Origin of the sequence: Bordetella bronchiseptica, assembly GCF_900636925.1 — a bacterium.
GTDB lineage: Bacteria > Pseudomonadota > Gammaproteobacteria > Burkholderiales > Burkholderiaceae_B > Bordetella > Bordetella pertussis.
The window spans coordinates 127,613-151,662 of sequence record NZ_LR134326.1 but is presented as its reverse complement, the minus strand read 5'-3'; the positions used below and the strand labels follow the sequence as shown (position 1 = coordinate 151,662).

Annotated in this window: 32 protein-coding genes; 30 read left to right on the top strand and 2 right to left on the bottom strand. The window is 67.3% G+C overall.

The genetic code is table 11. The features are described 5' to 3' along the window. Nucleotides 1-20: 20 nt before the first annotated feature. The 24 genes from EL288_RS00750 to EL288_RS00635 all read left to right on the top strand — a co-directional run bounded on the left by EL288_RS00750 (nt 21) and on the right by EL288_RS00635 (nt 17,241). On the top strand, nt 21-1,004 hold the full coding sequence (locus EL288_RS00750; RefSeq protein WP_003815771.1) for a Bug family tripartite tricarboxylate transporter substrate binding protein: 984 nt from the start codon (nt 21-23) through the stop codon (nt 1,002-1,004). 154 nt (nt 1,005-1,158) lie between these two features. Next, nucleotides 1,159-1,995: an ABC transporter ATP-binding protein gene (locus EL288_RS00745; protein WP_010931636.1), complete on the top strand. Its 837-nt coding sequence runs from the start codon at nt 1,159-1,161 to the stop codon at nt 1,993-1,995. Beyond that, nucleotides 1,992-2,777 carry a lipid asymmetry maintenance ABC transporter permease subunit MlaE gene (mlaE, locus tag EL288_RS00740; protein ID WP_003815775.1) on the top strand — a complete coding sequence of 262 codons (786 nt, stop codon included), beginning with the start codon at nt 1,992-1,994 and terminating at the stop codon, nt 2,775-2,777. The genes EL288_RS00745 and mlaE overlap by 4 nt, the downstream gene beginning before the upstream one ends. 12 nt (nt 2,778-2,789) lie before the next feature. After that, nucleotides 2,790-3,296 (top strand): outer membrane lipid asymmetry maintenance protein MlaD, encoded by a 507-nt coding sequence (gene mlaD / locus EL288_RS00735; protein WP_003815777.1) that lies wholly within the window; start codon nt 2,790-2,792, stop codon nt 3,294-3,296. 99 nt (nt 3,297-3,395) lie between these two features. Continuing rightward, nucleotides 3,396-4,187: an MlaA family lipoprotein gene (locus EL288_RS00730; protein WP_010931638.1), complete on the top strand. Its 792-nt coding sequence runs from the start codon at nt 3,396-3,398 to the stop codon at nt 4,185-4,187. A 33-nt stretch (nt 4,188-4,220) separates the two neighbouring features. Beyond that, nucleotides 4,221-4,844: an MlaC/ttg2D family ABC transporter substrate-binding protein gene (locus EL288_RS00725; RefSeq protein WP_003815780.1), complete on the top strand. Its 624-nt coding sequence runs from the start codon at nt 4,221-4,223 to the stop codon at nt 4,842-4,844. A 104-nt stretch (nt 4,845-4,948) separates the two neighbouring features. Beyond that, nucleotides 4,949-5,761 carry an ABC transporter ATP-binding protein gene (locus tag EL288_RS00720; protein WP_033446832.1) on the top strand — a complete coding sequence of 271 codons (813 nt, stop codon included), beginning with the start codon at nt 4,949-4,951 and terminating at the stop codon, nt 5,759-5,761. Further along, entirely contained in the window at nt 5,758-6,573 is an 816-nt protein-coding gene (locus EL288_RS00715; protein WP_003815783.1) for an ABC transporter permease, read from the top strand. The genes EL288_RS00720 and EL288_RS00715 overlap by 4 nt, the downstream gene beginning before the upstream one ends. A 5-nt stretch (nt 6,574-6,578) precedes the next feature. Next, on the top strand, nt 6,579-6,824 hold the full coding sequence (locus EL288_RS00710; RefSeq protein WP_023853613.1) for a BolA family protein: 246 nt from the start codon (nt 6,579-6,581) through the stop codon (nt 6,822-6,824). Continuing rightward, nucleotides 6,824-8,092 (top strand): UDP-N-acetylglucosamine 1-carboxyvinyltransferase, encoded by a 1,269-nt coding sequence (gene murA / locus EL288_RS00705; RefSeq protein ID WP_010927222.1) that lies wholly within the window; start codon nt 6,824-6,826, stop codon nt 8,090-8,092. Before EL288_RS00710 ends, murA begins: the two co-directional genes overlap by 1 nt. Beyond that, nucleotides 8,089-8,760 (top strand): ATP phosphoribosyltransferase, encoded by a 672-nt coding sequence (gene hisG / locus EL288_RS00700; RefSeq protein ID WP_003815789.1) that lies wholly within the window; start codon nt 8,089-8,091, stop codon nt 8,758-8,760. Before murA ends, hisG begins: the two co-directional genes overlap by 4 nt. Before the next feature lie 50 nt (nt 8,761-8,810). After that, nucleotides 8,811-10,115, top strand: a complete 1,305-nt coding sequence (gene hisD, locus EL288_RS00695) for a histidinol dehydrogenase (RefSeq protein WP_010931641.1) — start codon at nt 8,811-8,813, stop codon at nt 10,113-10,115. Then, complete coding sequence (gene hisC / locus EL288_RS00690) at nt 10,112-11,209, top strand: histidinol-phosphate transaminase (protein ID WP_010927223.1); 1,098 nt, start codon at nt 10,112-10,114, stop codon at nt 11,207-11,209. Before hisD ends, hisC begins: the two co-directional genes overlap by 4 nt. A 1-nt stretch (nt 11,210) precedes the next feature. Continuing rightward, nucleotides 11,211-11,798: an imidazoleglycerol-phosphate dehydratase HisB gene (gene hisB, locus EL288_RS00685; protein ID WP_003815795.1), complete on the top strand. Its 588-nt coding sequence runs from the start codon at nt 11,211-11,213 to the stop codon at nt 11,796-11,798. A 31-nt stretch (nt 11,799-11,829) separates the two neighbouring features. Next, nucleotides 11,830-12,507: an imidazole glycerol phosphate synthase subunit HisH gene (gene hisH / locus EL288_RS00680; RefSeq protein WP_003815798.1), complete on the top strand. Its 678-nt coding sequence runs from the start codon at nt 11,830-11,832 to the stop codon at nt 12,505-12,507. Between the two features lie 63 nt (nt 12,508-12,570). Beyond that, nucleotides 12,571-13,311, top strand: coding sequence for a 1-(5-phosphoribosyl)-5-[(5-phosphoribosylamino)methylideneamino]imidazole-4-carboxamide isomerase (gene hisA / locus EL288_RS00675; protein WP_010927224.1), 741 nt, complete (start codon nt 12,571-12,573; stop codon nt 13,309-13,311). Further along, on the top strand, nt 13,308-14,117 hold the full coding sequence (gene hisF / locus EL288_RS00670; protein ID WP_003815802.1) for an imidazole glycerol phosphate synthase subunit HisF: 810 nt from the start codon (nt 13,308-13,310) through the stop codon (nt 14,115-14,117). Before hisA ends, hisF begins: the two co-directional genes overlap by 4 nt. Then, entirely contained in the window at nt 14,114-14,518 is a 405-nt protein-coding gene (gene hisI / locus EL288_RS00665) for a phosphoribosyl-AMP cyclohydrolase (RefSeq protein WP_003815804.1), read from the top strand. Before hisF ends, hisI begins: the two co-directional genes overlap by 4 nt. Continuing rightward, nucleotides 14,515-14,862, top strand: coding sequence for a phosphoribosyl-ATP diphosphatase (locus tag EL288_RS00660; RefSeq protein WP_003815805.1), 348 nt, complete (start codon nt 14,515-14,517; stop codon nt 14,860-14,862). Before hisI ends, EL288_RS00660 begins: the two co-directional genes overlap by 4 nt. 14 nt (nt 14,863-14,876) lie before the next feature. Then, nucleotides 14,877-15,245, top strand: coding sequence for a histidine triad nucleotide-binding protein (locus EL288_RS00655; RefSeq protein ID WP_003815807.1), 369 nt, complete (start codon nt 14,877-14,879; stop codon nt 15,243-15,245). A gap of 15 nt (nt 15,246-15,260) precedes the next feature. After that, a complete protein-coding gene (tatA, locus tag EL288_RS00650) occupies nt 15,261-15,488 on the top strand; it encodes a Sec-independent protein translocase subunit TatA (protein WP_003815808.1) in 228 nt (75 codons plus the stop codon). Nucleotides 15,489-15,560: 72 nt separating this feature from the next. Next, entirely contained in the window at nt 15,561-16,010 is a 450-nt protein-coding gene (tatB, locus tag EL288_RS00645; RefSeq protein ID WP_033448907.1) for a Sec-independent protein translocase protein TatB, read from the top strand. After that, the gene (gene tatC, locus EL288_RS00640) at nt 16,007-16,807 is read left to right on the top strand and encodes a twin-arginine translocase subunit TatC (protein WP_003815810.1); all 801 of its coding nucleotides are present in this window, start codon (nt 16,007-16,009) and stop codon (nt 16,805-16,807) included. Before tatB ends, tatC begins: the two co-directional genes overlap by 4 nt. Before the next feature lie 77 nt (nt 16,808-16,884). After that, nucleotides 16,885-17,241 (top strand): helix-turn-helix domain-containing protein, encoded by a 357-nt coding sequence (locus EL288_RS00635; RefSeq protein ID WP_003815811.1) that lies wholly within the window; start codon nt 16,885-16,887, stop codon nt 17,239-17,241. 10 nt (nt 17,242-17,251) lie between these two features. Here the strand turns inward: EL288_RS00635 and EL288_RS00630 are convergent, their stop codons facing one another. Further along, a complete protein-coding gene (locus tag EL288_RS00630) occupies nt 17,252-18,367 on the bottom strand; it encodes a S1C family serine protease (RefSeq protein WP_003815812.1) in 1,116 nt (371 codons plus the stop codon). A gap of 53 nt (nt 18,368-18,420) precedes the next feature. On the opposite strand from EL288_RS00630, the gene EL288_RS00625 reads away from it, so the two are divergent. After that, on the top strand, nt 18,421-19,197 hold the full coding sequence (locus tag EL288_RS00625; RefSeq protein WP_010927226.1) for a Nif3-like dinuclear metal center hexameric protein: 777 nt from the start codon (nt 18,421-18,423) through the stop codon (nt 19,195-19,197). Between the two features lie 24 nt (nt 19,198-19,221). Here EL288_RS00625 and mscL read toward each other — a convergent pair whose 3' ends face one another. After that, nucleotides 19,222-19,680 carry a large conductance mechanosensitive channel protein MscL gene (mscL, locus tag EL288_RS00620; protein WP_003815814.1) on the bottom strand — a complete coding sequence of 153 codons (459 nt, stop codon included), beginning with the start codon at nt 19,678-19,680 and terminating at the stop codon, nt 19,222-19,224. Between the two features lie 139 nt (nt 19,681-19,819). Here mscL and petA point away from each other — a divergent pair, with 139 nt between their 5' ends. The 5 genes from petA (at nt 19,820) to EL288_RS00595 (ending at nt 24,011) form a co-directional block, all read left to right on the top strand. Further along, nucleotides 19,820-20,461, top strand: coding sequence for a ubiquinol-cytochrome c reductase iron-sulfur subunit (petA, locus tag EL288_RS00615; protein WP_003815815.1), 642 nt, complete (start codon nt 19,820-19,822; stop codon nt 20,459-20,461). 64 nt (nt 20,462-20,525) lie between these two features. Further along, entirely contained in the window at nt 20,526-21,908 is a 1,383-nt protein-coding gene (locus EL288_RS00610; protein WP_003815816.1) for a cytochrome b, read from the top strand. 19 nt (nt 21,909-21,927) lie between these two features. Further along, complete coding sequence (locus EL288_RS00605; protein ID WP_003815818.1) at nt 21,928-22,782, top strand: cytochrome c1; 855 nt, start codon at nt 21,928-21,930, stop codon at nt 22,780-22,782. A gap of 158 nt (nt 22,783-22,940) precedes the next feature. After that, a complete protein-coding gene (locus EL288_RS00600; protein WP_003815819.1) occupies nt 22,941-23,552 on the top strand; it encodes a glutathione S-transferase N-terminal domain-containing protein in 612 nt (203 codons plus the stop codon). 9 nt (nt 23,553-23,561) lie between these two features. Then, nucleotides 23,562-24,011, top strand: a complete 450-nt coding sequence (locus tag EL288_RS00595) for a ClpXP protease specificity-enhancing factor (RefSeq protein ID WP_003815821.1) — start codon at nt 23,562-23,564, stop codon at nt 24,009-24,011. Nucleotides 24,012-24,050 lie beyond the last annotated feature (39 nt).

Here is a 24,050-nt window from a genome sequence, read left to right as displayed (position 1 = left end):
GACCAACGAGGAGCCCGCGCATGAAATCCTTCCGCCCCCTCGCCGCGGCGCTGCTCGCCGCCGCCACGCTGGCCGCCGCCGGCCCGGCCCGCGCCCAGGCCGACAGCTGGCCGTCCAAGCCCATCACCCTGATCGTGCCGTACGCCCCGGGCGGATTCGCCGACACGCGCGTGCGCCTGCTGGCCCGCAAGCTGGGCGAATCGCTGCAGCAGAGCATCGTGGTCGAGAACAAGGCCGGCGCCGGCGGCGTCATCGGCACCAACCTGGTCGCCAAGGCCGCTCCCGACGGTTACACCATCGGCACCGGGAACCTGGCGCCGATGGCGGTCAACCCCACGCTCATGCCCGCCATCCCCTACGATGCGCAGAAAGACCTGGCCCCGGTCGTGCTGATCGAGAACAGCCCGCTGGTGCTCAGCGTGCACAACACGCTGCCGGTCAAGAACCTGCAGGACCTGATCGCGCTGGCCCGGCAGGAACCGGGCAAGCTGACCTTCGGCTCGTCCGGCGTAGGCGGCGCGCACCATCTGTCCGGCGAGATGTTCCGCGAGCAGGCCGGCATCGATATCGTCCATGTCCCCTATAAGGGCGGCAGCCTGGCGGCCACCGACCTGATGGGCGGCCACATCACCATGATGTTCGAAATGGGCTATTCGGCGCTGCCGTCCATCCAGAGCAAGAAAGTCCATCCCATCGCGGTCACCTCGCTCAAGCGGCTGGACGTCCTGCCGGATGTGCCCACCATGGCCGAATCCGGGCTGCCGGGCTTCGAGTCCTACAACTGGCAGGGCATCGTCGCACCGGCCGGCACGCCGGCTCCCATCATTGCCCGCTTGAACGCCGAGTTCAATAAGATCCTGAAAGATCCCGAGGTGGTGAAGGCAATTGCCGATACCGGCAGTCAGGCAGGCGGAGGAACGCCTGAAGAATTTGGCGCTTTCATCAAGTCCGAGACGGAAAAATGGGCCAAGGTCATCAAGGCGGGCAATATCTCGCTGCAATGAAGGATGGATGCGTCCCTGATTATATTGACCCATAGGCGGACTTCACTTTCCCATTTGCGCACCAACGGCCGGCGACCATTGCGCTCGCGATACAATGGCCGTTTCGCCCGGCGCGGGCCGCCCGTGGGCGGCCCCCAACCTTTTACCGCTGCCTATGCCCGTTCATACCCGCAATAGCTCGGAACTCGCCCTGTCCCTGGAAGACGTGGCGCTCGGTTATGGCGACTTCACGGTGCTGGACGGCATCTCCATGCAGGTGCACGCCGGGCAGGTCGTGGCGGTGATGGGCGGCTCCGGGTCCGGCAAGACGACGCTGCTGCGCGCGGCCACCGGCCAGATCGTCGCCCAGCGCGGCTCGGTCCAGGCCTTCGGCACCGATGTCGGCAGCGTCAGCCAGGACGGCCTGCAATCCCTGCGCAAGCGCATGGGCGTGCTGTTCCAGCAAGGGGCCCTGTTCACCGACCTCAACGTCTTCGAGAACGTCGCCTTCCCGCTGCGCGAGCACACCGCGCTGGACGAGGCGGAACTCACCGCGCGCGTGCTCGACAAGCTGGACGCGGTAGGCCTGCGCACCGCCGCCCACCTGCGGGTGGCCGAAATCTCCGGCGGCATGGCGCGCCGGGTGGCGCTGGCCCGCGCCGTGGTGCTGGAGCCCGAACTCATCCTGTACGACGAGCCGTTTGCCGGGCTGGATCCGATTTCCATGGGCATCACCGCGCGCCTGATCCGCAGCCTGGCCGACCGCCTCGGCTGCGCCACCGTGCTGATCACCCACGACGTGCAGGAATCCTTCGCGATCGCCGACCAGGTCTACCTGGTCGGGCAGGGCCGGCTGGCCGCGGCCGGCACGCCGCAGCAGCTCGCGGCCTCGCAAGACCCCTACGTCAAACAATTCCTGAACGGCGAGCCGGACGGGCCGGTGGCGTTCCAGTATCCGGAAACGCCGGCCTTCCGTGCCTGGCTCGCACAACAAGAAGGACGCAAGCCATGAGCGCGCACAAGGCGCTGAGCGGCCTGGGCGGCTGGGTGCGCGGCCAGATCGGCGGCATCGGCTATTTCACGCGGTTCCTGGGCGCGCTGCTGGCGCGCAGCGGCATCGCCGTGCGCCGCCCCGGCCTGGTGTCGCAGCAGGTTCACTTCATCGGCAACTATTCGCTGCTGATCATCGCGGTCTCGGGCCTGTTCGTGGGCTTCGTGCTGGGCCTGCAGGGCTACTACACCCTCAACCGCTACGGTTCCGAAGAGGCGCTGGGCCTGCTGGTGGCGCTGTCGCTGGTCCGCGAGCTGGGGCCGGTGGTCACGGCGCTGCTGTTCGCCGGCCGCGCCGGCACCTCGCTGACGGCCGAAATCGGCCTCATGAAGGCCGGCGAGCAACTCTCGGCCATGGAAGTCATGGCCGTGGACCCGATGCGCCGCGTGCTGGTGCCGCGCTTCTGGGGCGGCATCATCGCCATGCCGGTGCTGGCGGCGGTGTTTTCCATGGTCGGCATCCTGGGCGGCTGGATCGTCGGGGTGCTGATGATAGGCGTGGACGCCGGCGCCTTCTGGTCGCAGATGCAAAATGGCGTGGATGTGCTGGACGACGTGCTCAACGGCGTGATCAAGAGCCTCGTGTTCGGCGTGACCGTCACCCTGGTGGCGCTTTACGAAGGCTGGCAGGCCCGGCCGACGCCCGAAGGCGTGGGCCGCGCCACCACCCGCACGGTGGTGGTCGGCTCGCTGGCCGTCCTTGGACTGGACTTCATCCTCACCGCCCTGATGTTTGGCAATTGATACGGATTCATCATGTCACGAGAAAAAACCGATTTCTGGGTAGGGCTTTTCGTGCTGCTGGGCGCGGCCGCCTTGCTGTTCCTGGCGCTGCGCGCGGGCAACCTCAGCACCTTCTCCTTCGCGCCCACCTATCAGCTGACTGCCAATTTCGACAACATCGGCGGGCTGAAGGTGCGCGCGCCGGTCAAGAGCGCCGGCGTGGTGGTCGGACGGGTTTCCAGGATTGCCTTCGACGACAAAACCTTCCAGGCTGTTGTAACCTTTGACCTGGAAACCGCCTACCGATTCCCCACCGATTCGTCGGCCGCCATCCTGACCTCGGGCCTGCTGGGCGAGCAATATGTCGGCCTGGCGCCGGGCGGCGAGGAAGAGGATTTCGCCGAGGGCGGCAAGATCCGCTATACCCAGAGCGCCGTGGTATTGGAACAACTGATCAGCCAGTTCCTGTACGGTACCGCCGAGAAACAGGGCTCCAGCGCAGCGCCGGAAACGGGCGCGGAACCCAAACCTCAGCAATAATCGCTGACACAGACCCGCGGGCGCCGGCCTATCGCAGCCGGCGCCGCGCCCAGAACAACAACGGGCACCGTTGCGTTGCCCCCACAGGTTGACCTTGCCATGACGAAGCACTCTGCCGCTCGAATCGCCACCATCGCCGCCGCAGGCGTCCTGCTGGCCGGCTGCGCAGCGCCCAAGAACCCCGATCCGCGCGATCCCTGGGAAGGCTTCAACCGGGGCGTCTACAAGTTCAACGACACGGTCGACCGCGCGCTGTTCAAGCCGGTGGCCCAGGCCTATACCTTCGTCACCCCGCAGCCGGTGCGCAGCTGCGTGCACAATATGTTCAGCAACGTGGGCGACCTGTGGTCGGCCACCAACAGCTTCCTGCAAGGCCGCGGGCACGATTTCGTCAACACGATCGGCCGCTTCCTGTTCAATACCACCATGGGGATCGGCGGCTGCTTCGACGTCGCGTCGACCACCGGGGCGCGCAAGATCCCCAACGACTTCGGCGTGACGCTGGGCGTCTGGGGCTTCGGCCAGGGACCGTACCTGGTGCTGCCGATCTGGGGCGCCAGCAGTCTGCGCGACGGCGTCGGCCTGATCGGCGACTGGACCGGCAACCAGGGCGCGACCATCGGCGCGATCGACAACGTGCCGCTGCGCAACTCGCTGTGGGGCCTGGAGGCCGTCGACCTGCGCGCCAGCCTGCTCGATACCACCGACACCGTGGACCGCGTGGCGCTGGATCCCTACAGCTTCGTGCGCGACGCCTACCTGCAGCGCCGCGCCGCCATGGTGCGCGGCACCAAGACGGGCGACGACACGCTGCCCACCTATGAAGACGAGGGCGATGACGACGCGGCCCCCGCCGCGCCGGCCGCCCAGCCGGCCGCCCAGCCGCAGTAAGGCCGGCCACCGCCCGATTCGCAAGGAGATTTCATGCGTTTTTCCATCGTTTCGCTGCTGCATCGACTGTTCCTCGCCGGCGCCCTGGCCCTGGCCGCCGGCGCCCAGGCCGCGCCCGACCCCATGGGCCCGCCCGACAAGTTCGTGCTCGACGCGGCCACCCAGACCATCGACATCCTCAAGAGCGACCAGAACGTCAAGGCCGGCAACCTGGCGCACATCAACCAGGTCGTCGACGCGCATATCCTGCCGTTCGTGAATTTCCAGAAAACCACCCGCCTGGCGGCCGGCCGCTACTGGCGCCAGGCGACCGACACCCAGAAGGCCGAGCTGGCCAAGGCGTTTCGCGGCACCCTGGTGCGGACCTACAGCGGCGCGCTCACCAAGGTCGACAACGGCACCACCATCAAGCTGCTGCCGTTTCGCGGCGACCCCAACGCCGACGACGTCGTGGTCCGTTCGCTGATCAGCCAGAGCAACAGCCAGCCGGTACAGGTCGACTACCGCCTCGAGAAGACGCCGCAGGGCTGGCGCATCTACGACATGAACGTCGAGGGCATCTGGCTGATCGAGAACTATCGCAACCAGTTCGCCCAGCAGATCAACCAGAACGGGATCGACGGCCTGATCCAGGCGCTGAACCAGCGCAACCAGTAAGGCCGCGACGGCAAAACCCCGGCTGGCCGGGGACATTGCCCGGCAACGGCGAGGCCCCCTCTATAATGGGGAATTCGCTCTTTTTTCCGGGCACTTCCCGCTTTATGTCAGCCGTCAGCCTCGAACACGTCTCAAAAATCTACCAGCCGCGCCGGCGCGGCTGGAAGCAGCTTTTCGGCCAGCCGGCCGCCCCGGGCTTCCAGGCGCTCAACGATGTCAGCCTGCAGATCGAGCACGGCGAGTTCTTCGGCCTGCTCGGCCCCAACGGCGCCGGCAAGACCACCCTGATCTCGATCCTGGCCGGCCTGGCGCACGCCACCACCGGCCGCGCCAGCGTGTGCGGCTACGACGTCGTGGCCGACTACAAGACCGCCCGCCGGGCCCTGGGCGTGGTGCCGCAGGAGCTGGTCTACGACCCGTTCTTCACCGTGCGCGAGACGCTGCGTATCCAGTCCGGCTATTTCGGCCTGCGCCGCAACGACGACTGGATCGACGAAATCCTGTTCAACCTGGGCCTGGCCGACAAGGCCGATACCAACATGCGCGCGCTGTCGGGCGGCATGAAGCGCCGCGTGCTGGTGGCGCAGGCCCTGGTGCACCGCCCCCCGGTCATCGTGCTGGACGAGCCGACCGCCGGCGTGGACGTGGACCTGCGCCGCACCCTGTGGGAGTTCATTTCGCGCCTGAACAAGGCCGGCCACACCATCATGCTGACCACGCACTACCTCGAAGAGGCCGAAGCGCTCTGTACGCGCATCGCCATGCTCAAAGGGGGACGCATCGTCGCCCTGGACACCACGCAGGCGCTGCTGGCGCGGGTCGGCGGCGTGGATCTCGAAGACGCGTTCGTGCGCATCATGCACCAGGACGACCCGGCCGAGCCGCGCGCCCTGAACCCGGAAGAGGCCGCATCGTGAGCCAGTCCGATACCTCCGCCGCCAGCCGCCCCCTGGTACAGCCGCGCCTGGACGCCGGCTCGGGCTTTCCGACCCTGCTGCGCAAGGAGCTGCTGCGTTTCTGGAAAGTCAGCTTCCAGACCATCGCCGCGCCGGTCATTACCGCCTTGCTGTACCTGCTGGTGTTCGCCCATGTGCTGGAAGGACGCCTGGTGGTCTATGGCAGCGTGCCGTACACCGCGTTCCTGATCCCCGGCCTCATGATGATGAGCATGCTGCAGAACGCCTTCGCCAACCCGTCCTCGTCGCTGATCCAGAGCCGCGTCACCGGCAACCTGGTGTTCATGCTGCTGCCGCCGCTGTCTCACCGCGAGATTTTCGCCGCCTACGTGCTGGCGGCGGTGGTTCGCGGCATGGCGGTCGGGCTGTGCGTGTGGATCGTGGCGCTGTTCTTCATCCCGCTGCCGCCGCAGAACCTGGCCTGGGTGCTGCTGTTCGCGATGCTGGCCTGCGGCATCATGGGCGTGCTGGGCCTGATCGCCGGGCTGTGGTCCGAGAAATTCGACCAGCTCGCCGCCTTTCAGAACTTCCTGATCATGCCCGCCACCTTCCTGTCCGGCGTGTTCTATTCCATTCACACCCTGCCGCCGTTCTGGCAGGCGGTGTCGCACTGGAACCCCATTTTCTACACGATCGACGGCTTCCGTTACGGCTTCTTCTCGGTGTCCGATGTGTCGCCATGGCATAGCCTGGCGGTCGTGGCCGGCGTCTTCGTCGTGTTGTCGCTCTACGCGCTGCGCCTGCTGGGCAGCGGCTACAAACTCAGGAACTGATGTCCATGCTTCCCACCCCCGAGCAGGTCCGCCAGTACATTGCCGACGGACTCCCGTGCGAACACCTCGACGTGCAGGGCGACGGCTCGCACTTCGACGCGGTGATCGTCAGCGCCGCCTTCGAGGGCAAGCGCCTGATCGCGCGCCACCAGCTGGTCTACGCCGCGCTGGGCGATCGCATGAAGGCGGAGATCCATGCGCTGTCGATGCGCACGCTGACCCCCGCCGAGTACGCCAAGGCAGGAAGCTGATGGACAAACTGCGCATCACCGGCGGCTCGCCCCTGCGTGGGGAAGTCACCGTCTCGGGCGCCAAGAACGCGGCCCTGCCCATCCTGTGCGCCAGCCTGCTCACCGCCGAGCCGCTCGTGCTGGGCAATGTGCCGCAACTGAACGACACCTCGACCACGCTGCGCCTGCTGGGCCGCATGGGCGTGCGCGCCGAACGCGCCGGCGACGGCACCGTCACCCTGCAGGCCGACCAGGTCGACAACCTGGAAGCGCCGTACGAGCTGGTCAAGACCATGCGCGCCTCGATCCTGGTGCTGGGCCCGCTGCTGGCCCGCTTCGGCCAGGCCCGCGTCAGCCTGCCGGGCGGCTGCGCGATCGGCCAGCGGCCGGTCGACCAGCACATCAAGGGGCTGGCGGCGCTGGGCGCCGAGATCGAGATCGAGCACGGCTTCGTGGTGGCGCGCGCCACGCGCCTGAAGGGCGCCTCGATCCGCACCGACATGGTCACCGTCACCGGCACCGAGAACCTGCTGATGGCGGCGGTGCTGGCCGAAGGCCAGACCGTGCTGGAAAATGCCGCGCGCGAACCCGAAGTGGTCGACCTGGCCGAGCTGCTCATCAAGATGGGCGCGCGCATCCAGGGCCACGGCACCGACCGCATCGTCGTCGATGGCGTCGCGCGGCTGCACGGCGCGCGCCACGACGTCATTGCCGACCGCATCGAGGCCGGCACCTTCCTGTGCGCGGTAGGCGCGGCAGGCGGCGACATCACGCTGCGCGGCGCCGCGCCCGACACCATGGGCGCCACGCTGGACAAGCTGGTCGAGGCCGGCCTGACCATCGAAACCGGGCCGGACTGGATCCGCGGCGCCATGCACGGCCGCCCCCGCGCCGTCGGCGCGCGCACGCACGAGTATCCCGGTTTCGCCACCGACATGCAGGCCCAGCTGATGGCGCTGGACACGGTCGCCGACGGCACCGCCGTCATCGTCGAGAACATCTTCGAGAACCGCTACATGCATGTGCAGGAGCTGTGCCGCCTGGGCGCCGACATCGACATCGACGGCCATACCGCCGTCGTGCGCGGGGTCGCCCGGCTGTCCGGCGCCACCGTCATGGCCACCGACCTGCGCGCCTCGGCCAGCCTGGTGATCGCCGGCCTGGCCGCCGAGGGCGAGACCCTGGTCGACCGCATCTACCATCTCGATCGCGGTTACGATCGGATGGAAGTCAAACTGCGCGCCCTGGGCGCGAGCATTCAACGCGTAACTGGCAAGGAAACGGCATGAGCCCCGCCGCCGCCCCCCTGACGCTGGCCCTGTCCAAGGGCCGCATCTTCGAAGAAACCATGCCGCTGCTGGCCGAAGCCGGCATCGAGGTCCCCGAGAACCCGGAAAGCTCGCGCAAGCTGATCCTGCCGACCAGCGACCCGGGCCTGCGCCTGATCATCGTGCGTGCCTCCGACGTGCCTACGTACGTGCAGTATGGGGCGGCCGACCTGGGCATCGCCGGCAAGGACGTGCTGATCGAGCACGCCGCCCAGCAATCGGGGCGCCTGTACCAGCCCATCGACCTGAACATCGCCAAATGCCGCCTGTGCGTGGCGGTGCGCCAGGACTTCGACTACCAGGCGGCCGTGCACCAGGGCGCGCGCCTGCGCGTGGCCACCAAGTACGTGCAGTCGGCGCGCGAGCACTTCGCCGCCAAGGGCGTGCACGTCGACATCATCAAGCTGTATGGCTCGATGGAGCTGGCCCCGCTGGTCGGCCTGGCCGACGCCATCGTCGACCTGGTCTCGACCGGCGGCACGCTGCGCGCCAACGGCCTGGCGGCGGTCGAGGACGTCATGCCGATCTCCTCGCGCCTGATCGTCAACCAGGCCGCGCTCAAGACGCGCGGCGCGCGCCTGCAGCCGCTCATCGACGCCTTCCGGCGCGCCAGCGAACGCATCGCCTGAACCCCGCCGCCCGCGCCGGCGGGCGGCCTTCCTTGCAGTACCATGACGCCATGGCCTTGATCAATCGTCTCGACTCCCGCGATCCCGGGTTCAAAACCGCCCTGTCCCAATTGCTGGCCTTCGAGGCCGAGCAGGACGAATCCATCGACCAGGCCGCCGCCGGCATCCTGGCCGACGTGCGCCGCCGCGGCGACGCCGCGCTGCTCGAATACACCCAGCGCTTCGACCGCCTGGCCGTCGACGACGCCACGGCCCTGGAAATCCCCCAGGCCGATTGGCATGCGGCGCTGGATTCGCTGCCGGCCGCCCAGCGCCAGGCGCTGGAAGCCGCCGCCGCGCGCGTGCGCGCCTATCACGAGCGCCAGCGCGGCGAGACCTGGACCTACACCGAGGCCGACGGCACCATGCTGGGCCAGCAGATCACGGCGCTGGACCGCGTCGGCCTGTACGTGCCCGGCGGCAAGGCCGCCTATCCGTCGTCGGTGCTGATGAACGCCATTCCGGCCAAGGTTGCCGGCGTGCCCGAGCTGATCATGGTCACGCCCACGCCGGACGGCGTGCGCAACCCCATCGTGCTGGCCGCCGCCGCCATCGCCGGCGTCGACCGCGCCTTCGCCATCGGCGGCGCCCAGGCCGTCGGCGCGCTGGCCTACGGCACCGCCACGGTGCCGGCGGTCGACAAGATCGTCGGCCCGGGCAACGCCTATGTCGCCGCCGCCAAGCGGCGCGTCTTCGGCACCGTCGGCATCGACATGATCGCCGGCCCGAGCGAAATCCTGGTGATCTGCGACGGCAAGACGCCGGCCGACTGGATCGCCATGGACCTGTTCTCGCAGGCCGAGCACGACGAACTGGCCCAGTCCATCCTGCTCTGTCCCGACGCCGCCTTCCTGGCCGAGGTCGAGGCCGCCATCGAACGCCTGCTGCCGGGCATGCCGCGCGCCGACATCCTGCGCGTCAGCCTGGCCAACCGCGGCGCGCTCATCCTGGTGCGCGACCTCGAAGAGGCCTGCGCCATCGCCAACGACATCGCCCCCGAACACCTGGAGATCTCCACCGAGCAGCCGCAGCGCTGGACCGCCCTGATCCGCCACGCGGGCGCGATCTTCATGGGCCGCTACAGCTCGGAGGCGCTGGGCGACTACTGCGCCGGCCCCAACCACGTCCTGCCGACCTCGCGCACGGCGCGCTTCTCGTCGCCGCTGGGCGTGTACGACTTCCAGAAGCGCTCCAGCCTGATCCAGGTCTCGCGCGAGGGCGCCCAGACGCTGGGGCGCATCGCCGCCGAACTGGCCCTGGGCGAAGGCCTGCAGGCCCACGCCGCCAGCGCCCAGTACCGGCTCGACCAGCCATGACCGGCGTCGCGGCGCCCGAGCGCATCGCCCGCGCCGTGCGGGCCGACATCCGGGCGCTGACCGCTTATCCGGTGGCCGATGCCGCCGGCTGTATCAAGCTGGACGCGATGGAATGCCCGTACGAGCTGCCCGCCGAGGTGCGCGACGATATCGCCCGGGCCGCCCGCGAGACGCCGCTCAACCGCTATCCGGCCGCCGCCAACCCGGCGCTGCAGGCCCAGGTGCGCCAGGCGTTCGAGGTACCGGCCCAGGCAGGCCTGCTGTTCGGCAACGGCTCGGACGAACTCATCCACCTGATCATCCAGGCCTGTTGCGAGCCCGGCGACACGGTGCTGTCGCCCTGGCCTTCTTTCGTGTATTTCGACATGGCGGCGCGCCTGTCGCACGCCCGTTTCGTCGGCGTGCCGCTGACCGCCGGGCTGGAGCTGGACCTGCCGGCCACCCTGGCCGCCATCGAGGCGCACCAGCCCAAGGTCGTGTTCCTGGCGCTGCCCAACAATCCCACCGGCGGCCTGTGGCCCGACGCGGCGGTGCGCGCCATCCTGGACGCCGCCCCCGGCCTGGTGGTGCTGGACGAGGCCTACCAGCCGTTCGCGGGGCACACCTGGATGCCGCGCATCATGGACGAGCCCAACGCCGTCGTGATGCGCACCGTATCCAAGATCGGCCTGGCCGGCCTGCGTTTCGGCTACCTGGCCGGCCATCCGGCGTGGATCGCCGAATTCGACAAAGTGCGTCCCCCCTACAACATGGACGTGCTCAGCCAGGCGGTGCTGGCGGCAGTATTGCGCCACAAGCCGGTACTCGACGCGCAGGCCGACCGCCTGCGCGCCGACCGCCAGCCGCTGGCCGACGGCCTGGCCGCATTGCCCGGCGTCACCGTGTTTCCGAGCGCCGGCAACTTCGTACTTGCGCGCTTTTGCGGCAAGCTGGACGGCAACGCCGTGCATCTTGCGCTGAAAACGCGCAAAATACTGGTTAGAAACTTCTCGAATGCTCACCCGCTGCTGGCCGACTGCCTGCGTATCTCCGTAGGCACGCCTACCGAGAACGCGGCGGTCCTGTCAGCGCTGCAAGACATCCTGAGTGCTTAACATGCGTACCGCTGAAATTACCCGCAACACCAATGAAACGCGCATCCGCGTGGCCGTCAACCTGGATGGCACCGGCAAGCAGACCATCGACACCGGCGTGCCGTTCCTGGACCACATGCTGGACCAGATCGCCCGCCATGGCCTGATCGACCTGGACATCAAGGCCGACGGCGACCTGCACATCGACGCCCACCACACGGTCGAGGACGTCGGCATCACGCTGGGCATGGCCATCGCCAAGGCGGTCGGCAGCAAGGCCGGCCTGCGCCGCTACGGCCACGCCTACGTGCCGCTGGACGAGGCGCTGTCGCGCGTGGTGATCGATTTCTCGGGCCGTCCGGGCCTCGAGTACCACATCGACTTCACGCGCGCGCGCATCGGCGACTTCGATGTGGACCTGACCCGGGAGTTCTTCCAGGGCCTGGTCAATCACGCCCTGATGACCCTGCACATCGACAACCTGCGCGGCTTCAACGCCCACCACCAATGCGAAACGGTGTTCAAGGCCTTCGGCCGCGCGCTGCGCATGGCCCTGGAGGTCGATCCCCGCATGGGCGATGCCGTGCCGTCCACCAAGGGCGTGCTGTAACGCCCCGTACCCGCACCAGGCAGACACACTCGTGAGCACCATTGCCATTGTCGATTACGGAATGGGCAACTTCCATTCCGTCGCCCGCGCGCTGCAACATGCCGCGCCCGACGCCGACATCCGGATCTGTAACCGCCCCGAGCAGATCGACGCGGCCGACCGCGTCGTCTTCCCCGGCCAGGGCGCCATGCCCGACTGCATGCGCACGCTGAACGAATCCGGCCTGCGCGCCGCGGTCGAGCGCGCCGCCGCCAGCAAGCCGCTGATGGGCGTGTGCGTGGGCGAGCAGATGCTGTTCGAGCGCAGCGAGGAAGGCGATACGCCGTGCCTGGGCATCTTCCCGGGCGAGGTGCGCCGCTTCGCCGGCCCGCAGTTCGCCGACCCGGTCGCCGCCGACCAGGCCGCCGCGGCGCCCCCCGCTGCCGCGCGGGAACGCCTGAAAGTCCCGCACATGGGCTGGAACCAAGTGCGGCAAACGCGCTCCCATGCATTGTGGGAGGGCATCCCGGACGGCACGCATTTCTATTTCGTGCACAGTTATTATGCGGCTCCATCCGATCCGGCCCTGACCACCGGCGTCACCGATTACGGGGTCGCCTTTACCTGCGCCGTGGCGGCCGCTAACATTTTCGCGGTGCAGTTCCACCCCGAGAAGAGCGCCGAGCACGGTTTGCGCCTGTACCGCAATTTTGTAGACTGGCAACCGTAAACGCCTGTCGCGACGGCCTTGGGCCGATATTTCCAACGACTTTTTCAACGCTCGCTATCCACCATGCTGCTGATCCCCGCCATCGATCTCAAAGACGGGCGCTGTGTGCGCCTGCGCCAGGGTGACCTGGACGATGCTACGGTGTTCTCCGAAGACCCCGCCGCCATGGCAAGCCACTGGCTCGACCTGGGCGCCCGCCGGCTGCACCTGGTCGACCTGAACGGCGCCGTCGCGGGCAAGCCCAAGAACGAAGCGCCGATCAAGGCCATCCTGCAGGCCGTCGGCGACGACATCCCGGTGCAGATCGGCGGTGGCATCCGCGACCTGGACACCATCGAGCGCTACCTGGACGCCGGCATCTCGTACGTGATCATCGGCACGGCCGCGGTCAAGAACCCGGGGTTCCTGCAGGACGCCTGCGGCGCGTTTCCCGGCCAGATCATCGTCGGCCTGGACGCCCGCGACGGCAAGGTCGCCACCGACGGCTGGAGCAAGCTGACGCGCCACGACGTGCTCGACCTGGCCAAGAAGTTCGAGGACTATGGCTGTGAAGCCATCATCTACACCGACATCGGCCGCGACGGCATGCTCTCGGGCGTGAACGTCGACGCCACGGTGCGGCTGGCGCAGCACGTGCGCATCCCGGTGTTCGCCTCCGGCGGCATTGCCGGCCTGTCCGATATCGAAGCCCTGTGCGCGGTCGAGGACGACGGCGTGGAAGGCGCCATCCTGGGCCGCAGCATCTACGAAGGCGCGCTCGACTTCCAGGCTGCCCAGGCCCGCGCCGACGAACTCGCCAAATGAATGCCAGCCGCATTGCCGCCGCCGGCGCCAGCACGCTGACGCGCCGCATCATCCCCTGCCTCGACGTGACCGCCGGCCGCGTCGTCAAGGGCGTGAACTTCGTCAACCTCACCGATGCGGGCGATCCGGTCGAGATCGCGCGCCGCTACAACGAGCAGGGCGCCGACGAGCTCACCTTCCTCGACATCACCGCCACCAGCGACGGGCGCGACCTCATCCTGCCCATCATCGAGCAGGTGGCCTCGCAGGTCTTCATTCCCCTGACGGTGGGCGGCGGCGTGCGCCAGGTCTCCGATGTACAGCGCCTGCTCAATGCCGGCGCCGACAAGATCAGCATCAACAGCGCGGCGGTCGCCAACCCCGAGCTGGTGCGCGCGGCGGCCGACTACCATGGCTCGCAATGCATCGTGGTCGCCATCGACGCGCGCCGCAGCTCGGCCGAGGGCGAACCGGCCCGCTGGGAAGTCTTCACGCACGGCGGCCGCAAGGCCACCGGGCTGGACGCCGTGGCCTGGGCGCGCCGCATGGCCGCCTATGGCGCCGGCGAAATCCTGCTGACCAGCATGGACCGCGACGGCACCAAATCGGGCTTCGACCTGGAGCTCACCCGCGCCGTCTCCGATGCCGTACCCGTGCCCGTCATCGCCTCGGGCGGCGTGGGCAACCTGCAGCACCTGGCCGATGGCGTGACCACCGGCCGCGCCAGCGCCGTGCTGGCCGCCAGCATCTTCCACTTCGGCCAACACACCGTGCGCGAGTGCAAGCAGTACATGGCCGAGCGCGGCATTGCCGTGAGACTGACATGAATACCGAACCCACCTGGATGGCCGAGGTCGTCTTCGACGAGAACGGCCTGATCCCGGCCATCGCCCAGGATGCCGAAACCGGCCAGATCCTGATGGTCGCCTGGATGAACCGCGAAGCGCTGGCCGAGACGGCCGCCACCGGGCGCGCCGTGTACTGGTCGCGCTCGCGCCAGCGCCTGTGGCGCAAGGGCGAAGAGTCCGGCCATGCCCAGGACGTGCACGAACTGCGGCTGGACTGCGACGGCGACGTCATCCTGCTGAAGGTTCACCAGAACGGCGGCATCGCCTGCCACACCGGGCGCGCCAGCTGCTTCTACCGCCGCCTCGAAGGGACCGCCAGCCAGGCCGAGTGGATCACCATCGACCCGGTGCTGAAAGACCCGGAGCTGATCTACAAATGACCACCCCGACCGCCGGCGACGACATCCTGTCGCGCATCGCCGATACCCTGGCCACGCGCCGCCCCGAGGCCGGCGGCGATCCGCAGTCGTCCTACGTCGCGAAGCTGCTGTCCAAGGCGCCCGACGCCTTCCTGAAGAAGATCGGCGAAGAAGCCACCGAGCTGGTCATGGCGGCCAAGGACGGCCAGCCCGACCGCATCATTAGTGAAACCGCTGATCTCTGGTTCCACTGTCTGGTAGCCTTGACCCATTACAATCTGCGACCCGAGGACGTACTGGCCGAGCTGGCGCGCCGCGAGGGATTGTCCGGCCTCGAGGAAAAGGCCCGGCGGCCGCGAGACTGAGCACGGAACCTGACATGAGCGACAACTGTATCTTCTGCAAGATCGCCCGCGGCGAAATCCCGGCCAAGAAAGTGTTCGAGGATGACGAATTCGTCGCCTTCCACGACATCAACCCGGCCGCGCCGGTGCACCTGCTGCTGATCCCGCGCCGCCACGTCGTGTCGCTGCAGGACATCGCCGAGGGCGACGCCGGCTGGTTGGGTAGAATGACTGTACTGGCGTCGCGCCTGGCGGCCGGCAACGGCTGCAACCCCGGCCCCGACGGGGGCTTTCGCCTGATGGCCAATTCCGGGGCCGAAGGCGGCCAGGAAGTACCGCATCTGCATTTCCATATTCTGGGTGGTCCGCGTCCCTGGAAAGGCCGCGTGGCTCCCGCCGCATAATTTCGGAGAACCGTCATGGGTAGCTTCAGTATCTGGCATTGGTTGATTGTCCTGGTCATCATCGCGCTGGTGTTCGGCACCAAGAAACTGCGCAACGTCGGCTCGGACCTGGGAAGCGCCGTCAAGGGCTTCAAGGAAGGCATGAAGGACGCCAGCGCCGACAAGCCGGCCGATCAGGTCACGCAGCAACGCGTGTCCGACGACACCATCGACGTGCAGGCCAAAGAGAAAAGCAACTCCTAGTCCCGGCCCGGGACCGGCCCATGACGGCGCCGGTCCTTTCCTATCGTTCCAGTTCTTACAAGCGGCAGCCGCATGTTTGATGTCAGCTTCACAGAGCTGATGGTGATCGGCGTCATTGCGCTGGTCGTCATCGGCCCCGAACGCCTGCCCAAGGTAGCGCGCACCATCGGCCATCTCCTGGGCCGGGCGCAGCGCTATGTCAATGACGTGAAGTCCGATATCCGGCGCGAGATCGAACTCGACGAACTGCGCAAGTTCAAGGACGAAATGGACGAGACCGCGCGGTCGATGCAGACTTCCTTGCGCGAGACCGAGGATACGCTGCGCGACAGCACCCAGGCGCTGCGCGCGGAGCTCGACGACACCGCCCGCGACGCCTCCAAGGCCGTCAACGGCGCCGACGCCCCGGCCGAACCCGCGCCCGCCGTCGCCAGCGACACCGACACCGACACGCGCAGCATCGCGCCTCCCGCGGCGGCCACGCCCGCCGACAAGACCCCGCCTACCGGTAGCGCAACGTGAGCCAGGACGCCTCCAACGACAATCCCGACCAGCAGCAGGACAGCTTCATCTCGCACCTGGTCGAACTGCGCAGCCGCCTGCTCAAGGCCGCCGGCGCCGTGGTCGCCGTATTCATCGTGCTGTTCCTGTATCCCGGCGCCTCGGCCATCTACGACGTGCTGGCCCAGCCCATGCTGGCTTCGCTGCCCGAAGGCACCCGCATGATCGCCACCGGCGTCATCACGCCGTTCATGGTGCCCGTCAAGGTCACCATGATGGCCGCCTTCGTGGTGGCCCTGCCGGTGGTGCTGTACCAGGCCTGGGCCTTCGTCGCCCCCGGCCTGTACAAGCACGAGAAGCGCCTGGCGCTGCCGCTGATCCTCTCCAGCACGCTGCTGTTCATCATCGGCATGGCGTTCTGCTATTTCTTCGTGTTCCGCACGGTCTTTCACTTCATCGCCACGTTCGCGCCGCAGTCGATCACGCCGGCGCCCGACATCGAGGCCTATCTCAGCTTCGTCATGACGATGTTCATGGCCTTCGGCATCACGTTCGAGGTTCCGGTGGCCGTGGTGCTGCTGGTCAAGACCGGCATCGTCGAAGTGGCCAAGCTGCGCGCCGCGCGCGGCTACGTCGTGGTGGGCGCCTTCGTCATCGCGGCCGTGGTCACCCCGCCCGACGTGGTCAGCCAGTTCATGCTGGCCGTGCCGCTGTGCCTGCTGTACGAGGTAGGCCTGCTGTGCGCGCGCCTGGTCACGCCCAGACGCCGCGGCGAGGAAGAATCCGAAGACGACCAGGCCCTGACCGAGCGGCACTGAGACGGACCGGCCGCGCTCGTGAAAAAGTAGACGGTTTCACGCTTGCCGCGGCCGCCCGGCATGCCTACATTGCCGGCATGAGCCAAGCAGACCGTCTGCGCGCCTTGATGCGATGGCGCGGAATTTCCAGCCAGAACCAATTGGCGCGCATTTCCGGCGTGCCGCAATCCACCATTCACCGCATCCTGGCCCGCGGCGACGCCTATGCGCCCACCCGCGCCACGCTGGAGCGGCTGGCGCGCGCGCTGCACACCACCGTACCCTGGCTCAGCGACGGCATGCTCGGCACCAGCGCCGCGCCCGCGCCCGCGCCGGCCGCCCCCGACGGCAGCCTGGCCGAACTGCAATCGCTGTGGGCGCGGCTGCCGCGTCCCGCGCGCCGCCATGTGCTGGCCGTCGTGCGGCTGGCGGCGGCCGGCACGGACCGCGGCTAGCCGGCCCGGCTCAGCGTGGCCGGCTGGGACGCACGCCTACCGTCACCTTCAGCTCCACCGGCTTGCCGGCGCGCAGCACGCTGGCCACCGCCTGCTGGCCGGGCTGCAGCGACGCAATCTGGCCCAGCAGGCCACGCGTGTCGATCACCGGCGCGCCGTTGAGCGCCTGCACGATGTCGCCCACCCGCATGCCGGCCTTGCCCGCCGGCCCGTCGCGCATGACGCCCGCGATAATCACGCCGCGCGCCTCGCGCGGCAGCTGGAAGGCCCGCGCCAGTTCGGGCGTCATGTCCTGCGGCTCGATGCCGAACCAGCCGCGCCGCACGGCGCCCGTGCGCACGATGTCTTCCATCACGCGGCGCGCGCTGTCGACCGGGATGGCGAAGCCTATGCCCAGCGAGCCGCCGGTCTCGGAGTAAATGGCCGTATTGATGCCGACCAGGTCGCCATGGGCGTCGATCAGCGCGCCGCCCGAATTGCCGGGATTGATCGCCGCGTCGGTCTGGATGAAATTCTCATAGGTATTGATACCCAGGCCATTGCGCCCCAGCGCCGACACGATGCCCTGCGTAGTGGTCTGGCCCACGCCGAAGGGGTTGCCGATGGCCAGCACCACGTCGCCCACCCGCGGCGCGCGCTTGTCGGCGAAGGTCGCGACCGGCAGCTCGCCCAGCTTGCCCGCCAGCTTGAGCACCGCCAGGTCGGTCTCCGGATCCGCGCCCACCACCTTGGCCGCCGCCTGGCGCCCGTCGGCCAGGGCCACCTCGATGGCGTCGGCGGCTTCGACGACGTGATAGTTGGTCAGCACATAGCCCTCGGCGCTGACGATCACCCCCGAGCCCAGGCTGGTGGACGCCTCGCGGCGGCTCAGGCCGGGCACCTGGCCGAACAGCTGGCGCAGCACGGGATCGTCGGGCAGCGGCACCAGCGGCACGTTGACATGCTTGGTGGTGTATACGTTGACCACCGCCGGCGCGGCGCGCGCCACCGCGTCGGCATACGACGCCCCTGCCTGGCCGGACGCGGCCGCCGCGGGCGCGCGCGTGGCCGGCGCCGGACCCGACAGCCGCAGCCAATCGGGGCGCAGGGTGGTGACGACGAATAAAATGGCCAGACTGACTGTCACGGCCTGAGCAAATATCAGCCAAAGACGGCGCATGATTTTCGATAGGGCGAGTAATGAAAACGATCCATATCCGCGAGCTGGCCGACTGGCTGGACGGCGCGCTGCAAGCGGCGCGATTCAAGGACTATTGTCCCAACGGGCTGCAGGTCGAAGGCAAGGCCGAGATCGCGCACATTATCACCGGCGTGACGGCCTCCGAGGCGCTTTTGCGCGCGGCGATCGAGCGCGGCGCCGACGCGGTGCTGGTGCACCACGGCTGGTTCTGGCGCAACGAGGACCGCCGCGTGCTCGGCCCGCGCCGCACCCGCCTGGCGCTGGCGCTGGGCCACGAACTGAACCTGCTGGCCTATCACCTGCCGCTGGATGCCCACCCGCAATGGGGCAACAACGCCCAGCTGGCGCGCGTGCTGGGCCTGCAGGCCGAAACCGGCCCGGACGGCGCGCCGCGCACCTGTGGCGCCGACAACCTGGTGTGGCTGGGCAGCGCGCCCGGCGTGCAGACCGTGGCGCAACTGCAGCAGCGCGTGGCCGAGCGGCTGGGCCGCACGCCGCTGGTGGTGGGCGAGCCGGACCGCCCGGTACGGCGGGTGGCCTGGTGCACCGGCGGCGCGCAGGGCATGCTGGCCGATGCCGTGGACGCCGGCGCCGATGCGTACATCACCGGCGAGGCGTCCGAATCCACCGTGCACCTGGCGCGCGAGACGGGCGTGGCGTTCGTGGGAGCAGGGCACCACGCCACCGAACGCTATGGCGTGCAAGCGCTGGGCGAAGCCGTGGCGCGACAGTTCGGCATCCGGGTCGAATTCATCGATATCGACAACCCGGTCTGAATGGCCGTCCCGCCGCGCATGCCGTCACGACCCCTGCTTGTCCTTGAGCAGGTCGCGGATCTCACGCAGCACGGTGACATCTTCCGGCGGCGCGGCGGGCGCTTCCGGCGCGGCCTCTTCCTTGCGGCGGGCGGAATAGATGGCCTTGACCATCCAGAAGATCACGAACGCCAGCAGGACGAAGTTGATGATGATGGTAATGAAGTTGCCCCAGGCCAGGACGTTGGCGCCGGCCTTGGTCAGGTCGGCGTACGTCATCGGGCCGGTATAGCCGTCGGGCATCGACAGCACCAGGAATTTGTTGGAGAAATCGACCGAGCCACCCAGGATGAAGTTGACCAGGGGCATCACCACATCCTTGACCAGCGAGTCGACAATCTTGCCGAACGCCGCGCCGATGATCACACCGACGGCCAGATCGATCGCATTGCCCTTGACCGCGAAATCGCGAAATTCTTTGATAAAACCCGTGGCTTTGCTCATGCGTACTCCTTAAGTAACATGCCCGGCATTAGGCAGGCGCTATAATACGCGGTTGCTATGTTGTTACATGTTCCCACAAAACCGGATGCTGCAAGCCCGATCCTACATGTAGAAAGGGCGCATCAACAAGGATAGGAAGATGAGTCAGGATACGCTGGTGCACGATGATGATGGCGCAGTTGACCCCAACCTGCCACCTGACCCATCGCGCCGTTTCTGGGTAACAACGGCCTGTGCCGTGGGCGGCGTTGCCGGCGTCGCGACCGCAGTGCCGTTCGTGAGTACCTTTGCACCGTCCGAGAAGGCCCGCGCCGCAGGCGCGCCGGTCGAAGTCGACGTGGGCGACCTGGCGCCGGGCCAGATGCGCACCGTCGAGTGGCGCGGCAAGCCGGTCTGGATCATTCGCCGGACCGATGACCAGCTCAAGGGCATCAAGTCGCAGGACGGCCTGATGGCCGACCCCAATTCCGAGCGTCCCGGCTTCACGCCGGCCTACGCCAAGAACGAGTACCGCTCGCGCAAACCCGAGCTCTTTGTCTGTGTCGGCATCTGCACGCACCTGGGCTGTTCGCCCACGGCGCATTTCGAAACGGGTGGCGGGGCAGGCATGCCCGGCAACTGGCAAGGCGGCTTCCTGTGCCCCTGCCACGGTTCCACGTTCGACATGGCCGGCCGCGTCTACAAGGACAAGCCCGCGCCGGACAATCTGGAAGTTCCGCCGTACCAGTACCTGAGCGACACCCGCATCATTGTCGGTGTCGACGAAGACAACAAGGCCTGACGCCCGCGTCGCCTTATCCTGACCTACGCAGAATACGCCACGTATAAAGAGAAGGAGCCGTTTCATGGCTGGCGAGAAAACCGTCGAGACGACAGGCTTGTTGGGCTGGCTGGACCAGCGCTTCCCGGTGACCTCCACCTGGAAGGCGCATCTGTCCGAGTACTACGCCCCGAAGAATTTCAATTTCTGGTATTTCTTTGGCTCCCTGGCACTGCTGGTGCTGGTGATCCAGATCGTGACCGGCATTTTCCTGGTCATGCATTACAAGCCCGATGCCGAACGCGCGTTCCAGTCGGTTGAATACATCATGCGCGAAGTCCCGTGGGGCTGGCTGGTGCGCTACATGCACTCCACCGGCGCCTCGATGTTCTTCGTGGTGGTCTACCTGCACATGCTGCGCGGCCTGTTCTACGGCTCGTACCGCAAGCCGCGCGAGCTGGTGTGGATCTTCGGCGTGGCCATCTTCCTCTGTCTGATGGGCGAGGCCTTCTTCGGCTATCTGCTGCCCTGGGGCCAGATGTCGTACTGGGGCGCCCAGGTGATCGTGAACCTGTTCTCGGCCATCCCGTTCATCGGCCCGGAACTGTCGATCTGGATCCGCGGCGACTACGTCGTGTCCGACGCCACCCTGAACCGCTTCTTCTCGTTCCACGTCATCGCCATCCCGCTGGTGCTGATCGGCCTGGTGGCCGCCCACCTGGTGGCGCTGCACGAGGTCGGCTCGAACAACCCCGACGGCGTCGAGATCAAGAAGGGCCCCAAGGACAAGTACGGCCGCCCCAAGGACGGCATCCCGTTCCACCCGTTCTACACGGTGCACGACATCATGGGCGTGGCGGGCTTCCTGATCATCTTCGCGGCCATCGTGTTCTTCGGCCCCGAGATGGGCGGGTACTTCCTGGAATACAACAACTTCCTCCCGGCCGATCCGCTCAAGACGCCGCCGCACATCGCCCCGGTGTGGTATTTCACGCCGTTCTACTCGATGCTGCGCGCCACCACCGACGTGTTCACCTGGGTGCTGGCCGGCGCGGCCATCCTGGGCGCCATCGCGCTGCTGCTGCGCGCCAAGGGCGCCATGCGCATCGTGGCGCCGGTCATCCTGGTGGTGGTCGCGGTCCTGCTGCGCACCATCGACGCCAAGTTCTGGGGCGTGGTGGCCATGGGCGGCGCGGTCGTGATCCTGTTCTTCCTGCCCTGGCTGGACCACTCCCCGGTCAAGTCGATCCGCTACCGGCCGACCTGGCACAAGTGGCTGTACGGCATTTTCATCGTCAACTTCCTGGTGTTGGGCTATCTGGGTACGCAACCGCCTAGCGATGCGTTCAACCTGACCTCGCAGATCGGCACGCTGATCTATCTGGGCTTCTTCTTCCTCATGCCCGTCTGGAGCCGGCTTGGCACGTTCAAGCCCGTCCCCGACCGCGTGACGTTCCATGCCCACTGAGCCAACTATCCATAACGGAATGACCATGATCAAAAAGCTGATTGGTGCCGTCGCGTTGATGCTCACGTGCACCGCCACCCTGGCTGCCGAAGGCGGCTTCCCCCTGGAGAAGGCGCCCGATCGCATCAACGACGTCGCCTCGCTGCAAAACGGCGCCAAGCTGTTCGTCAACTACTGCCTGAACTGCCACAGCGCGCAGTCGATGCGGTACAACAAGCTGCAGGACATCGGCCTGACCGACCAGCAGATCCAGGACAGCCTGCTGTTCACCGGCGACAAGGTCGGCGACCTGATGAAGATCGCCATGACGCCGCAGGACGCCAAGAAGTGGTTCGGCACCACGCCGCCCGACCTCTCGGTGATCGCGCGCGCCAAGTCGGTCAACGCCGGCCCCAGCGGCGCCGACTACCTGTACACCTACCTGCGTACGTTCTACCGCGACACCTCCAAGGCCACCGGCTGGAACAACCTGGCGTTCCCCAACGTGGGCATGCCGCATGCGCTCTGGGATCGCCAGGGCCCGCGCGAGCTGACCACGGTTGCCGTGCACCAGGTCGAAGCCGCCGACGGCACCAGGAACTGGGAGCGCGTCACCACGGTTTATGATGCGCAGGGCTACGCAACCGCCAAGACCGAACCCCTGGCCGATTACCGCGGCCACGGCTCGCTGGAGACCCGATTCAAAGCTGTCAATCCGGCCCAATCCGCCGCCTACGACCAGGACGTGGCCGACCTGACCGCGTTCATGTCCTGGATGGCCGAACCGGTCCAGCTGTACCGCAAGCAGCTTGGCGTCTGGGTTCTGCTGTTCCTGGGCTTGTTCCTGGTGGTGGCCTGGCGCCTTAACGCCGCTTACTGGAAACACGTGCGCTAACCCGCATTGCCCCGCCAGGTCCGAACCCGCGCTGAGTTTCCCGGTAAGGTTCGGCATGTACCGATAGGGCTGTACGCCTATCCCGCCTGGCAATCGGGGCCAGCGCCTGCTAATTTGGCGGCGCTGGCCTTTCGCTTTTCATACAAGGACTTATCGCCATGATGGTGCTCTATTCCGGAACCACCTGCCCGTTCTCGCAACGCTGCCGTTTCGTGCTGTTCGAGAAGGGAATGGATTTCGAAATCCGCGACATCGACCTGTACAACAAACCCGAAGACATTTCGGTCATGAACCCGTACGGTCAAGTGCCCATTCTGGTCGAACGCGACCTGGTGCTGTACGAGTCCAACATCATCAACGAGTACATCGACGAGCGCTTCCCGCACCCGCAGCTGATGCCGGCCGACCCGGTCATGCGCGCGCGCACCCGCCTGTTCCTGTACAACTTCGAGAAAGAGTTGTTCGTGCACGTCTGCGCCCTGGAAGACCGCAGCGCCAAGCCGGACGACAAGAAGATGGTGCAGGCCCGCCAGAGCATCCGCGACCGTCTCGCGCAGCTGGCCCCGATGCTGCTGAAGAACAAGTACATGCTGGGCGATGAATTCTCGATGCTCGACGTGGCCGTGGCCCCGCTGCTGTGGCGCCTGGACCACTACGGCATCGAACTGCCCAAGAACGCCGCGCCCCTGCAGAAGTACGCCGAACGCATCTTCTCGCGCCCGGCCTATATCGAAGCGCTGACGCCTTCCGAAAAAGTCATGCGCCGCTAAAGGAAGTCCATGGGCGAAACTTCGACCAAACCGTACCTGATCCGCGCACTGCACGAGTGGTGCACGGACAACGGCTACACGCCGTACATCACCGTGCAGGTCGACGAGCACACCATGGTGCCCGTCGCCCATGTGCGCGATGGACAGATCACCCTGAACGTCGGCACGCTGGCCACCAACAAGCTGTCGCTGGGCAACGAATTCATCGAATTCCAGGCCCGCTTCAGCGGCGTCACCGAGAACGTCTACGTGCCGGTGGGCGCCGTCAGCGCCATCTACGCGCGCGAAACCGGCGCCGGCATGGGCTTCGAGGTGCAAGCCTACGAAGCGCCCGAGCACGCGGACGCCGCCCCCCCGCCGCCCGAGTCGGCCGAGGCCGGCGATGCCGCCGCCTCGCCGGCTGGCGACGATGGCGACGGCGACGAACCCAAGCGGCCGCATCTGACCATCGTCAAGTAGCCTGTCCGAAAGACTGCGGCGCGAAGTTTCACTACAATG